General features: G+C 71.4%; 10 protein-coding genes. 3 read left to right on the top strand and 7 right to left on the bottom strand.

The window, feature by feature from the left end; translation table 11 throughout:
* Positions 1-111: 111 nt before the first annotated feature.
* Both ACIRL2_RS01100 and ACIRL2_RS01095 read right to left on the bottom strand, forming a co-directional pair.
* Positions 112-2,247: a 3-hydroxyacyl-CoA dehydrogenase NAD-binding domain-containing protein gene (locus ACIRL2_RS01100; RefSeq protein ID WP_402229227.1), complete on the bottom strand. Its 2,136-nt coding sequence runs from the start codon at positions 2,245-2,247 to the stop codon at positions 112-114.
* On the bottom strand, positions 2,244-3,470 hold the full coding sequence (locus tag ACIRL2_RS01095; RefSeq protein WP_402229225.1) for a thiolase family protein: 1,227 nt from the start codon (positions 3,468-3,470) through the stop codon (positions 2,244-2,246). Before ACIRL2_RS01095 ends, ACIRL2_RS01100 begins: the two co-directional genes overlap by 4 nt.
* A 462-nt stretch (positions 3,471-3,932) precedes the next feature.
* Between ACIRL2_RS01095 and efeO the strand changes: the two genes are divergently transcribed.
* Both efeO and efeB read left to right on the top strand, forming a co-directional pair.
* Positions 3,933-5,069 carry an iron uptake system protein EfeO gene (gene efeO / locus ACIRL2_RS01090; RefSeq protein ID WP_402229222.1) on the top strand — a complete coding sequence of 379 codons (1,137 nt, stop codon included), beginning with the start codon at positions 3,933-3,935 and terminating at the stop codon, positions 5,067-5,069.
* Between the two features lie 110 nt (positions 5,070-5,179).
* The gene (gene efeB, locus ACIRL2_RS01085; protein WP_395859783.1) at positions 5,180-6,457 is read left to right on the top strand and encodes an iron uptake transporter deferrochelatase/peroxidase subunit; all 1,278 of its coding nucleotides are present in this window, start codon (positions 5,180-5,182) and stop codon (positions 6,455-6,457) included.
* Between the two features lie 129 nt (positions 6,458-6,586).
* Here efeB and efeU read toward each other — a convergent pair whose 3' ends face one another.
* From efeU to ACIRL2_RS01065, 4 genes are all read right to left on the bottom strand, one after another.
* On the bottom strand, positions 6,587-7,438 hold the full coding sequence (efeU, locus tag ACIRL2_RS01080) for an iron uptake transporter permease EfeU (protein ID WP_395859782.1): 852 nt from the start codon (positions 7,436-7,438) through the stop codon (positions 6,587-6,589).
* Positions 7,439-7,660: 222 nt separating this feature from the next.
* Positions 7,661-8,938: an HRDC domain-containing protein gene (locus ACIRL2_RS01075; protein ID WP_395859781.1), complete on the bottom strand. Its 1,278-nt coding sequence runs from the start codon at positions 8,936-8,938 to the stop codon at positions 7,661-7,663.
* Positions 8,939-9,207: 269 nt separating this feature from the next.
* On the bottom strand, positions 9,208-9,876 hold the full coding sequence (locus tag ACIRL2_RS01070; RefSeq protein WP_078974877.1) for a response regulator transcription factor: 669 nt from the start codon (positions 9,874-9,876) through the stop codon (positions 9,208-9,210).
* Between the two features lie 179 nt (positions 9,877-10,055).
* On the bottom strand, positions 10,056-10,652 hold the full coding sequence (locus ACIRL2_RS01065) for a DUF3000 domain-containing protein (protein WP_395859780.1): 597 nt from the start codon (positions 10,650-10,652) through the stop codon (positions 10,056-10,058).
* A gap of 93 nt (positions 10,653-10,745) precedes the next feature.
* On the opposite strand from ACIRL2_RS01065, the gene hemE reads away from it, so the two are divergent.
* Positions 10,746-11,810, top strand: coding sequence for a uroporphyrinogen decarboxylase (gene hemE, locus ACIRL2_RS01060; RefSeq protein WP_395859779.1), 1,065 nt, complete (start codon positions 10,746-10,748; stop codon positions 11,808-11,810).
* A gap of 62 nt (positions 11,811-11,872) precedes the next feature.
* On the opposite strand, the gene ACIRL2_RS01055 is transcribed toward hemE, so the two are convergent.
* Positions 11,873-12,934: a DUF4349 domain-containing protein gene (locus ACIRL2_RS01055; protein ID WP_402229218.1), complete on the bottom strand. Its 1,062-nt coding sequence runs from the start codon at positions 12,932-12,934 to the stop codon at positions 11,873-11,875.
* Positions 12,935-12,979 lie beyond the last annotated feature (45 nt).

Genomic DNA, 12,979 nt, shown 5'->3' with positions numbered 1-12,979 from the left:
GCAGGCGCGCACGGCGCGCACCGACACCGCGATGCCGGCGCGTCCGACCGCGTCCGACACGCGCGCCAAGGGCGGCCCGATGGAGCAGGGCCGCCCTTCGCACGTTGTCGACTAGCGCGGCACCGAAGCCGCGCCCGCCGGGAGGAAGCACTTGCCGAGGGTCTTCTCGCTGACCCCGGCGCGGTCCAGGTACGGCGTGATGCCGCCCAGGTGGAAGGGCCAGCCGGCGCCGGTGATCATGCACAGGTCGATGTCCTGCGGGGCGGCGACGACGCCCTCTTCGAGCATGCGGTTGATCTCGTCGGCCAGGGCCGCCAACGCCCGGTCGCGGACCTGCTCCTCCGTGGAGGGGGAGTCGCCCACCTGCAGCAGCGCGGCGACCTCGGGGTCGACCTCCTGGGCGCCCGAGGCCCAGGTCAGGAAGGAGCGCTTCCCGGCCTTGACCACACGCTCGAGGTTGGGCGAGACGCCGAAGCGGTCCGGGAAGGCCGTGTGCAGGGTTTCGCCGACGTGCGCGGCGATCGCCGGTCCGACGAGTTCGAGCAGGACCATCGGGGACATCGGCAGGCCCAGCGGGGCCAGCGCGTTGTCGGCGCTCTCGATCGGGGTGCCCTCGTCCACCGCGGCCAGCACCTCGCCCAGGAAGCGGGTGAGGACGCGGTTGACCACGAACGCCGGGGCGTCCTTGACCAGGACCGAGGTCTTCTTGAGCTGCTTGGAGACCGCGAAGGCGGTGGCGAGCGCACCGTCGTCGGTCTGCTCCGCGCGCACGATCTCCAGGAGCGGCAGGACCGCGACCGGGTTGAAGAAGTGGAAGCCCACGACCCGCTCGGGGTGCGCCAACTTCGAGGCCATCTCGGTGATCGACAGGGACGAGGTGTTGGTGGCCAGGATGCAGGTCGGCGAGACCACGGCCTCGACCTCGGCGAACACCTGCTGCTTGACCGACATCTCCTCGAACACGGCCTCGATCACGAAGTCGGCGTCCGCGAACGCGTCCTTGGTCAGCGAGCCGGTCACCAGCGCCTTGAGCCGGTTCGCGGCGTCCGCCGAGATCCGCTTCTTGAGCAGCAGCTTGTCGACCTCGGCGTGCACGTAGCCGACGCCCTTGTCCACCCGCTCCTGGTCGATGTCGGTCAGCACGACCGGCACCCGCAGGCGACGCGCGAACAGCAGCGCGAGCTGCGAGGCCATCAGCCCGGCGCCGACCACGCCGACCTTGGTGACCGGGCGGGCGAGCTGCCGGTCGGGGGCGCCGGCCGGGCGCTTGGCGCGCTTTTGGATCAGGTTGAACGAGTACAGCCCCGCGCGCAGTTCGTCGCCCATGATCAGATCGGCGAGCGCGTCGTCCTCGGCGTCGAAGCCGGCCTGGAGGGAGGCGACATCGCCGAACCGGGCCGTGCGCGCGGCGTCGATGATCTCCAGCGCGCGATACGGCGCGGGGGAGGCCCCGTGCACCTTCGAGTCGGCGATCTCGCGACCTCGGGCGATCGCCGCGTCCCAACCGGCGCCGCGGTCGATCTCCGGCCGCTCGACCACGATCTCGCCGGAGACGACCTTGCCCGCCCACACCAGCGACTGGGCCAGGAAGTCGGCCGAGTCCACCAGCGCGTCCGCGATCCCGAGCTTGAAGGCCTTGGGACCGTTGAGCTGCCGGTTCTGGTTCAGCGCGTTCTCGATGATCACGGTGACCGCGTTGTCCGGGCCGATCAGGTTCGGCAGCAGCACGCAGCCGCCCCAGCCGGGGACCAGACCCAGGAAGCACTCGGGCAGCGAGAAGGCCGGCACCGCGGTGGAGATGGTGCGGTACGTGCAGGCCAGTCCGATCTCGACGCCGCCGCCCATCGCCGCGCCGTTGTAGAACGCGAACGTGGGCACCGGCAGCGTGGTCAGCCGCTTGAACGCGTCGTGGCCGGCCTTGCCGATGGCGTGCGCGTGCTCGCGCAGGCCGACCTTCTCGACGCCCTTGAGGTCGGCGCCGACCGCGAAGATGAACGGCTTGCCGGTCACGCCCGCCGCGACGATGTCGCCCGCCGCGGCCAGCGCCTCGACCTTGTCGATCGCAGCGTTCAGCTCGCCCAGACCGGCCGGGCCGAACGTGTTCGGCTTGGTGTGGTCGAAGCCGTTGTCGATCGTGATCAGCGCGAACCTGCCCGCGCCGCCCGGGAGATCGAGCACGCGTACGGGGAAGTGCGAGACCAGCTCGTCCGGGAAGACCTCGGCGGCCAGTCGGGTCAGGTCGCTCACTTGTCGTTCCCCTCGGAGTTCGCGGTGTTCGCGGTCCAGTTCGGGTTCTCCCAGATGACGGTGCCGCCCATGCCGAGCCCGATGCACATCGAGGTCAGGCCGTAGCGAACCTCGGGGTGCTCCTCGAACTGGCGCGCGAGCTGCGTCATCAGGCGCACGCCGGACGAGGCGAGAGGGTGGCCGAAGGCGATCGCGCCGCCGTACTTGTTCACGCGCGGGTCGTCGTCGGCGATCTTGTAGTGGTCCAGGAAGGACAACACCTGGACCGCGAACGCCTCGTTCAGCTCGAACAGGCCGATGTCCTCGATGGTGAGGCCGGCCCGCTCCAGCGCCTTCTCGGTGGCCGGGACCGGGCCGATGCCCATCACCTCGGGCTCGACGCCGGCGAAGGCGAACTGCACGAGCCGCATCTTGATCGGCAGGCCCAGCTCGCGCGCGGCGTCCTCGGAGGCGAGCAGACACGCGGTCGCGCCGTCGTTGAGGCCGGCCGCGTTGCCCGCGGTGACCCGGCCGTGCGGACGGAACGGGGTCTTCAGCGCGCCGAGGCCCTCGAGCGTGGTGCCCGGGCGCATCGGCTCGTCCACGCTCGACAGGCCCCAGCCCTGCTCGACCGAGCGGGCCGCGACCGGCACCAGGTCGGGCTGGATCTTGTTGTCGGCGTACGCCTTGGCGGCCTTGTCCTGGCTGCCGACGGCGAACTTGTCCGCGCGCTCCTTGGTGAGCTGCGGGAAGCGGTCGTGGATGTTCTCCGCGGTGTTGCCCATGACCAGCGCGGACGGGTCCACGAGCTGCTCGGAGATGATCCGCGGGTTCGGGTCGGCGCCCTCGCCCATGGGGTGGCGGCCCATGTGCTCGACACCGCCCGCGACCACGACGTCGTAGGCGCCGAACGCGATGCCGCCGGCGGCCGTGGTGACCGCGGTCATCGCGCCCGCGCACATGCGGTCGATCGAGTAGCCGGGCACCTCGCGCGGCAGCCCCGCGAGCAGCGCCGCGGTGCGGCCGATGGTCAGGCCCTGGTCGCCGATCTGCGTGGTGGCCGCGATGGCGACCTCGTCCACGCGGGCCGGCGGCAGCGACGGGTTGCGGCGCATCAGCTCACGGATACACGCGATGACGAGGTCGTCGGCTCGCGTCTCGTGGTAGATGCCCTTGGGGCCGGCCTTGCCGAAGGGGGTACGGACGCCGTCTACGAAGACGACGTCCCGGACGTTACGAGGCACGAGCGCACACTCCTCCTGCGATGGGTTCGGGCCCCATGCTACTCATGAGTAACCAATGGTCCTAGCCCTCGGCTCCATTCCGATCACCGACGTGTCCCGCCGGTCGTCTCGTCCGGGTCGTCGCGGGCCGTCGTGGGCCGCGCCGCGGGCGGGATCCCACCCCTCGGCACGTGATGGGGGCGGGGTCGGGTGGCAGTCGCGGGCGACGTGACGTGATCCACTTTCGCCGGCGCGGGCCTTTACCCCGGCTTGACCGTATGGGGGCATTCGGCTGACAAAATAAGCCAAGCCTAGGCTTGGTTAGCCTTGCCTAATAACTGCCTTTCGTCGCATTTGAACACCCGCTTTGTGTATGCGTGTTCGACCCGGTGTGTCCCGCCGTGTCGGGCGCGACGCATCCCCACGCCATCCGTCTGCCGGGCCTCGACCCGTCTTCGCGCTGTCTCGTCCCCGGGAGAGTCCATGTCTGTCGTCCGTCGCCGCCCCGCCGCCCGTGTGCTGGGTACCGGACTGTTGCTCGCGCTCCCGCTCGCCCTCACCGCGTGCGGCGGTGACGACTCCTCCTCCGGCGACGCGGTCAAGGTCACCGCGAAGGACAAGTCGTGCGACGTCGCGAAGAAGGACTGGTCGGCCGGCAAGAACAGCATCAAGGTGACCAACAAGGGCAGCCAGGTCACCGAGCTCTACGTCTACGCGCAGGGCGACCGGATCGTCACCGAGCGGGAGAACATCGGCCCCGGCACGTCGGCGACGCTGACCTTCGAGATCAAGGCCGGCAAGTACGAGGTCGCCTGCAAGCCGGGCATGAAGGGGGACGGCATCCGGCAGACGATCACGGTCGCCGGTACGCCCGCCGAGAAGCCGGTCGACCCGCGCCTGGCCACGGCCGTCGCGCACTACCGCGCGTTCACCACCGAGACGGTGGATCGGATGTTGCCGATCGCCACCGAGTTCGTGAACGCGGTCAAGGCCGGCGACGTGGCCAAGGCCAAGGACCTCTACCCGAAGTCGCGCCTGGGCTGGGAGACCATCGAGCCGGTGGCGGAGAGCTTCGGCGACCTCGACCCGCAGATGGACGCCCGCGAGGCGGACCTGGAGCCGGGGCAGGAGTGGTCCGGCTGGCACCGGATCGAGAAGACGTTGTGGACGACCGGGCAGATCACCGACGAGGACAAGCGCTACGCCGACCGGCTGCTGGCCGACCTCAAGACACTGCAGTCGAAGGTCGGAACGGCCGAGATCACCCCGACCTCGATCGCCAACGGCGCCAAGGAACTGCTCGACGAGGTGGCGACCGGCAAGGTCACCGGCGAGGAAGAGGCGTTCAGCCACACCGACCTGTGGGACTTCGTGGGCAACGTGGACGGCGCGAAGAAGGCGTTCGACCTGCTCAAGCCGTACGTGGCGGAGAAGGACGCGGCGCTGGCCGGCACCCTCGACGGCGAGTTCGCCAAGATCCAGGGCCTGCTGACCAAGTACAGGCAGGGCGAGGGCTACGTTTCCTACGACACCGTCGACGAGGCCAAGCGCAAGGAACTGTCGGACGCGGTCAACGCGCTCGGCGAGCCGCTGTCGAAGCTGGCCGGCGTCGTCGCCTAGCCCGGTACGGCCGGCCGCGCCGAAGCGGCCGGCCGTATCGAAACGTGCGGTCGCAATACGGCCGGTCGCGGCACGACGTCCGGTCGCAACAAACGCCATAGGGAGGGCCCATGACCGAGATCGAGCACGACACCGAGACGGTCGAGCCGTCGGGTGACGGTTTCAGTCGACGGGCCCTGCTGGGTTGGACCGGCGGCGCGCTCGTGGTCGGCGCCGCGACAGCCGGCGGGGTGGCCACCGCGGTCACCGGCATCGACGACACGTCGGCCGACGAACCGACGGGCGCGGTGGACTTTTACGGCGTCAACCAGGCGGGCATCGCCACCCCGGTCCAGGACCGGCTGCACTTCTGCGTGTTCGACGTGATCACCGACGACCGCGCCAAGCTGGTCAGGATGCTCCGGCAGTGGACCGCGGCCGCGGCCGCGATGACCACCGGGAAGGCGATCGGGACCGGCGCGGACAGCGGCGTCCCACAGTCGCCGCCGGACGACACCGGCGAGGCGGTGGGGTTGCCGCCGAACAACCTCACGCTCACCGTCGGGTTCGGGCCCTCGCTGTTCGACAAGGACGGCAAGGACCGGTTCGGAATCGCCGCGAGGAAGCCCGAGGCGCTCGCCGAACTGCCCCTGTTCCCCGGCGACAAGCTCGACCCGCAGCGCTCCGGCGGCGACATCGCCGTGCAGGCCTGCGCGGACGACCCGCAGGTGGCGGTGCACGCGATCCGCAACCTGGCCCGGATCGGCTTCGGCGTGGTGTCGGTGCGCTGGTCCCAGTTGGGTTTCGGCAAGACCTCCTCGACCACGCCCGAGGCGATGACGCCGCGCAATCTGTTCGGCTTCAAGGACGGCACCCGCAACATCGCCGGCACCGAGACCGAGCGACTGCGCGAGCACGTGTGGGTGCCGGCCGGCGAGGGTCCGGACTGGATGACCGGCGGGTCCTACCTGGTCGCCCGCCGGATCCGGATGCACATCGAGACCTGGGACCGGACCTCGCTCGCGGAGCAACAGGACATCATCGGCCGCTCCAAGGGCGTCGGCGCGCCGCACGGCGCGACCGGCGAACACGACGTGGTCCCGCTCAAGGCGCTGCCGGAGAACTCGCACGTACGGCTGTCGCATCCCGACTCGAACAACGGCGCGACCATCCTGCGCCGCGGCTACTCGTTCGTGGACGGCTCGGACGGGCTCGGCCGGCTCGAGGCGGGTCTGTTCTTCCTGGCCTACCAGCGCGACCCGCGCAAGGGCTTCATCCCGCTCCAGCAGCACCTCGCGGCCAACGACACGATGAACGAGTACATCCAGCACGTGGGTTCGGCCCTGTTCGCGTGTCCCGGCGGGGTGCGCGGCGCGGACGACCACTGGGGGAAGGCGCTGTTCGGCTGACCCGCGGCGACCGTGCCACGCCACCGCGCGCGGTACGTCTCCCGGCCTGCCCCACCGTCCTGCGGGCGTTGCCGCGAAGGGCCCGATCCGAGGTACGGATCGGGCCCTTCGCCGTGGTGTGGTCCTTGCTCAGGCGGTGGCCGGGGTTTCCAGGCCGGCCGCCGGTGTCCTGCTCTTACCGTCGCCCTTGGGGAGGAAGAGGAACAGGGCCATCACGGGGACCAGATACGCGAGCCAGACGGCGACCTGGAGGACGGTGGGGTCGGGCTGGAAGTTGAGGATGCCCTTGAAGAGGGTGCCGTACCAGCTGTCCGGGGGGATGGTGTCGGTGATGTCGAAGGCGCGGTTGTTGAGGCCGGGGACGAAGTCGGCCTCCTGGAGGTCGTGGACGCCGTAGGCCAGGACGCCGGCGGCGACGACGACGAGGCCGGCGCCGGTCCACAGGAAGAACTTCGCGAGGTTGATCCGGACGGCGCCGGCGTAGAAGAGGTAGCCCAGGACGACGGCGGTGGCCAGGCCGAGGGCGACGCCGATCATCGGGTCGGTGTTCTCGCCGGTGGAGCGGGCGGTGCCCCACACGATCACCGCGGTTTCCAGGCCCTCGCGGCCCACGGACAGGAACGCGGTGGTCACCAGCGCGCCGGTACCCATCGCGAGCGCCTGGTCGAGCCGACCCTGCAATTGCGCCCTGAGCGCGTGCGAGGTGCGCCGCATCCAGAAGATCATCCAGGTCACCAGCAGCACCGCGAGGATCGACAACGACCCGCCGAACAACTCCTGCTGCTTGAACGTCATCTCGGCCGAGGTCAGTTCGAGGGTCGCCTCGAGCGCGACGCTCAGCGCCACCGCGGCGCCGACCCCGAGCCAGACCGCGGGCAGCGCGTCCCGGCGCTCGCTCTTGACGAGATAGGCGATCAGGATGCTGACCACGAGGGCCGCCTCCAGGCCCTCGCGCAGGCCAATCAGATAGTTGGCGAACACAGGCCACCCCACGACTCGAACAAATGTTGAAATTTAGGCGAGGCTAACCAAACCACCCGGCGGTTCCGGCGTCAATGCGGGCAAAGCAAAGCCCCGGTAAGGGTGTCCGGGCACGCACAGGCGGCGAAGCGCGGGCGGCGGGCCGACGCCGGGCGCTGCTCGACACCGGGGTGCGTGCACCGGGCGGGGCGCGCCCGGTGCACGGCCGTACGGCCGTAGCCGTCAGGCGCTCGTGCCGTTGGCGGCGTGCGCGGCCAGTCGCAGGAACGCGCCGGACAGCGCGTGCGCGGTCAGGCCGATCTGCCAGGACCGGGCACCGAACGCGCGCAGTACGTCGGCGACCGCGTCGGCGGTGGGGGCCGCGGGCGGGGCCCAGGCGAGCCGGCGCACGTAGTCCGGCGCGAGCAGGTTCTCGGTGGGCAGCGTGTGCTCGTCCGCGATGGCCGCCACGGCCGTCTTGGCGGCGGTCAGGCGCTCCGCGGCGGCCGGGTCCTTGTCCGTCCATGCCCGGGCCGGCGGCGGGCCCTCGTGCGGCAACGTGGACATCGGCAGTTCGACCTCGGGCAGCGCCCGGGCCTGCTCGATCGCGGCCAGCCACACCCCGGCCTGACGCCGACTGTCGCGACCGGTGAAGCCGGGCAGCGCGAGCAGCGCGGCCACCGAGGCGGGCCCGGCGAGCGCGGCCTCGACGATCGCGCCGTCCGGGATGACCCGGCCCGGCGAGACGTCCTTCTGCCGCGCGATGGCGTCCCGGGCCAGCCACAGCGAGCGCACGATCGCGAGCTGGCGGCGCCGCCGCACGCGGTGCAGCCCGGACGTGCGTCGCCACGGGTCCACCCGAGGCGCCGGCGGCGGCGCGGCGGCGATCGCGGCGAACTCCTGCAGGGCCCAGTCCAGCTTGCCCTGCTCGATCAGGACGGCTTCGAGCTCGTCGCGCAGCTCGATCAGCACCTCGACGTCCAGCGCCGCATAGCGCAGCCACGGCTCGGGCAGCGGCCGGGTGGACCAGTCCACCGCCGAGTGCCCCTTCTCCAACGAGAAGCCGAGCACGGTCTCGACCATCGCGCCCAGTCCCACCCGGGGGAAGGCGGCCAACCGGCCGGCCAGCTCGGTGTCGAAGATCCGTCGCGGCACCATACCGACCTCGGCCAGGCACGGCAGGTCCTGGGAGGCCGCGTGCAGGACCCATTCGGCGTCGACGATGGCCGCGCCCAATTCGGACAGGTCCGGGCACGCGGCGGGGTCGACCAGGGCGCTGCCGGCGCCGGCCCGACGCAGTTGGATCAGATACGCGCGTTGTCCGTAGCGATAGCCCGACGCCCGTTCGGCGTCGACGGCGACCGGTCCCGCTCCGGCGGCGAAGGCGGCGACGGTCTCGGCGAGCGCCCGCGGATCCGCCACGACCGGCGGTACGCCCTCACGAGGTGCCAGTAGAGGGACCGGCGCCGGGGGGACCGGCGCCGGAAGTTCGGATGAGGTTTCGAAGGAGGCGTCGGTCACCCCACCAAAATAACCCGCCCGTCCACCCGATCGGGCAGGTCCCCGCCAAGGTGGGCGCGCCACGGGGGGTGTACGGCGGGTGGAAACCGCACAAAATCAGCCGGCGCGAAACATCCGGGACGTGCCGGGGAGTCGGAATCGGCCCGCCGGCTCGGCGGCGGGACCACCTGTCTCGGGCGCGGCGCCACATGCCGAATCCCGGCGGGTGGGTCCACCCGCCGGGATTGGGCCGTACCTGATGAGGTGTCCTGATGCTCGGCCGACCTGCGTCAGCTGATGATGCCCGCCCGCAACGCGAGGGCCACCATGCCGGCACGGTCGCCCGTGCCCATCTTGCGGGCGATGCGGGCGAGATGGCTCTTGACCGTCAGCGCCGACAGGCCCATCGCCTGGCCGATCGCCTTGTTGGACCGGCCCTCCGCGACGAGGCGCAGGACCTCGATCTCGCGCGCCGAAAGCTCCCGGACGCCGGAGCCGGGCTCCGTCCCGCGCTGTTCCGACGGACGCATGCGGTTTGCCTGGGGCATCCCGTGGTGCATTCCCGCTTGCCGTGCGTGTCCAGGGTTCAGTCCCGCTCGCGCGCCGGTCACGACATAGCCCCGAACGCCCGCGGCAAGCGCGGAACGGACGGCACCGATGTCGTCGGCTGCGGAGAGTGCCAAGCCGTTCGGCCAACCGGACGCGCGCATCTCGGTGAGAAGCGTGAGTCCGGAGCCGTCCGGCAGGTGCACGTCGGCGACACACAGGTCGCGCGGCGTGCCGGCACGGGATCGAGCCTCGGCGATGGTCGACGCCCCGACGACGTCGCGTACACCGAGGGCCCACAGGTGGCGGATGACCGCGTCACGAACCCGAGGGTCCGCGACGACAACCATTGCCGTGGGCTTGGAAGGACGGTAGGCAAGCAGGTTTGCAGGGTGATCGAGAAGTACCGACACCGGGCCTCCTGCGCAGTGATCGCGATTCCCGAAGAAGCGGCCCGACCAGCTACTCCTTCGGGGTGGTCACCCTGTCCTTCGGCACATATGGCGCTCGGCTTTAGAGGAAGATCCAAATCCGTTATGCGACGTTGACCCGGGTGTGTGACCGTGAGGTCTCGTGGTGCGGACCCGGCGTGTCAGGAACCGGGTCGCGAGGGCCGGCGCGGTATGGCCACCACCCCCTCGCCGGAAACCACCGGCGGCAAACCCGCGCACGTGCACATGAGTTCGGTCCACGCCAACAGGTGCGGCAACAACTCGTCGTCGGCCGGCGTCCAGGATGCCCGCACCTCGATCTCGGTGCGGGCGATCTGCCCGGAAAGCCCGCCGAAACCCTGCGACGTACTGCGACTGACGGTGCCGCTGGGGGCCCGATAGGCGGCGCCGACGGCGTGCAGGGACTCGGTCAGCCAGGTCCAGCCGACCTCGGGCAGCAGCGGGTCCATGGCCAGCTCGGGTTCGAGTTCGGCGCGCGTCATGGTGACCACGCGGAACGTTCCCTCCCAGGCCTCGTGGCCCGCCGGGTCGTGCAGCAGCACGATCCGGCCGCCGGCCAGTTCGTCCTCGTCCTCGCCCAGGGCCACCTCGGCCGCGAACGCCGCGGAGAAGGGGGCCAGGCCGCGCGGCCGGGACATCTCCTCCAGGACGATCTCCGGGCGCAGGATCGCGGTCCGCCATCCGGCCAGCGCCTGCCGGAACTCCTCGGGCTCCTCGGTCTCGCCGACTGCTGCCATGCCTGGCAGCCTAGGCCGCGCCGGGGTCGCCAGGCCCGGGCGACGCGCCGGGCGGGGGTGCTCGGTCTGGGCCGTCCGGGTGCGTCTGGGACGATGGCGGATGTGACCGAAACGAGCCTTCCGCACGCCACCGTCCGAGACTCGGCCTTCCTGCGGGCCTGCCGACGTGAACCCGTCCCGCACACCCCGGTGTGGTTCATGCGCCAGGCGGGTCGTTCGCTGCCCGAGTACCGCAAGCTGCGCGAGGGCACCGCGATGCTCGAATCGTGCACGCTGCCGGACATGGTCACCGAGATCACCCTGCAACCGGTGCGCCGGCACGGCGTGGACGCGGCGATCTTCTTCAGCGACATCGTCGTCCCGCTCAAGGCGATCGGCGTCGACCTCGACATCAAGCCCGGCGTCGGCCCCGTGGTCGCGAACCCGATCCGCTCGCGCGCCGACCTCGCGCAGTTGCGCGACCTGACGCCGGAGGACGTCCCCTACATCACCGAGGCGGTCGGCCAACTCGTCGGCGAACTCGGCGGCACACCGCTGATCGGCTTCGCCGGTGCGCCGTTCACGCTGGCGAGCTACCTCGTCGAGGGCGGTCCGTCGAAGAACCACGAGCGCACCAAGGCGCTGATGTACGGCGACCCGCAGCTTTGGGCCGACCTGGTGGACCGGCTCGCACAGATCACCTCGGCGTTCCTGAAGGTGCAGATCGAGGCGGGCGCGTCGGCGATCCAACTGTTCGACTCGTGGGCCGGCGCGCTGTCCGCCGCCGACTACCGGGCGTCGGTGCTGCCGGCCAGCACGAAGGTGTTGGCCTCGGTCGAGCACTACGGCGTGCCGCGGATCCACTTCGGCGTCGGTACCGGGGAACTGCTGCGCATGTTCGGCGAGGCCGGGGCCGACGTGGTCGGCGTCGACTGGCGCATTCCGCTGGACGAGGCGGTGACCCGGGTGGGGCCGGGCAAGGCGCTGCAGGGCAACCTGGATTCGGCGGTGGTGTTCGCGCCGTGGGACGCGGTGCGGACCAAGACCGACGAGGTGCTCGCCGCCGGCCGCGCGGCCGAGGGGCACATCTTCAACCTCGGGCACGGCGTCCTGCCGAACACCGACCCCGAGGTGCTCACGCGCATCGTGGCGCACGTGCACGAGGTCAGCGCGCGGTAGGGCGCTCTCGCGTCGAGCGCCGGAGGGGTCGAGGCGACCTCGGCCGGCGCTCGCGGGAGCGGCTACGGTCGCGGCTCGGGCGGCTCCTCCCGGGTGGCGGGGGTCGACGGCTCGGGTCGGGCGGACACGATCGGCGGAGTCGGTGGCGTCGGCGCGGTCGAGCCGAGCCAGGCCGGTGCCGGGGGTCGGGTGCGGCGCAGGGGGCGCAGTCGGCGCAGTCGGCGGCCCGTGAAGCGGTCGAGCAGCCAGACCGCGATCAGGATCAGCGCGAACGGGAAGACCGCCGCCAGCACGATCGCGATCACCCGGCCGGTGCCGGCCAGACCGTGCCAGCCCGCCGACCACGCGTCGCCGACCGCGCCGGTGAAGCCGTCGTCGTCGTCCTTCGGTTCGGCCGCCGCCTGTTTCGGGTCGCTGCCGATCGTGATCGTGATCGTCGACAGGTCGGTCTGCGCGGTGAGCGCCTGCTGCCGCTTGAGCAGCGACTCCAGGTCCGCCTCGCGGCGGGTCAACTCGCTCTCCAGGGTGACGATGTCGGCGATCGTGTCGGCCCTGTCCATCAGTTGTCTGGTGCGCTCCAAGCTGCGGCGCTGCGAGTCGATCCGGCTGTTCACGTCCACGACCTCGTCGGTGACGTCCTTGGCGGTGCGTTGCCGGTTGACCACCTTGCCGATCCGGCTCAGTTCGTCCAACGCCCGATCGAACTCGGTCGGCGGGACCTTGAGGGTGAGCGTGGTGGTCGCGGTGTCCGTCCTGCTCGCGTCCCGATCGCTCGAGCGGGTGGTGCGTTCGTCGGTGACCAGGCCGCCGCGTGCCCGGGCGACGGCCTGTGCGTCGGCGGTGGCGCGATCGAGGTCGGGCACCCGTATCCGCAGGTCGCCGGTCAGCACCACCTTGCGCTGCCCGGCGGCCGGGTCGACGGCCGGGTTCGGGGCGGCCTTGCCGCCGGGCGCGCCGGGCGCCGCGGGCGCCGCCGCCTCCGCCGCGCCCGCCGCCGGCTTGGATCCGGATCCGGAGCGGTCCTTGCCGCCCGAACCGTCGCCGCTGCACCCGCCCACCACCAGCACCGCGGCCACGGCGGTCGCGAGCACCGGGCCCGTGCGTCTCGCGTGTCGTGCGGTCATCTCGGTCCCCCCTCGAAGTCGGTGATGGGACGGTGCCGAGTCGTG

It is taken from the genome of Embleya sp. NPDC127516 (genome assembly GCF_044765325.1).
Lineage (GTDB): Bacteria > Actinomycetota > Actinomycetes > Streptomycetales > Streptomycetaceae > Embleya.
Note: the sequence above shows the minus strand (reverse complement) of the source record. Positions and strands in the feature narration are given on the sequence as shown.

What these genes read in the sequence shown, in the direction of transcription:
- hemE (WP_395859779.1), top strand. Translation starts at nt 10,746, where the DNA reads ATGGCGGATGTGACCGAAACGAGCCTTCCGCACGCCACCGTCCGAGAC.
- efeO (WP_402229222.1), top strand. Translation starts at nt 3,933, where the DNA reads ATGTCTGTCGTCCGTCGCCGCCCCGCCGCCCGTGTGCTGGGTACCGGA.
- efeB (WP_395859783.1), top strand. Translation starts at nt 5,180, where the DNA reads ATGACCGAGATCGAGCACGACACCGAGACGGTCGAGCCGTCGGGTGAC.
- ACIRL2_RS01065 (WP_395859780.1), bottom strand. Translation starts at nt 10,652, where the DNA reads ATGGCAGCAGTCGGCGAGACCGAGGAGCCCGAGGAGTTCCGGCAGGCG.
- ACIRL2_RS01055 (WP_402229218.1), bottom strand. Translation starts at nt 12,934, where the DNA reads ATGACCGCACGACACGCGAGACGCACGGGCCCGGTGCTCGCGACCGCC.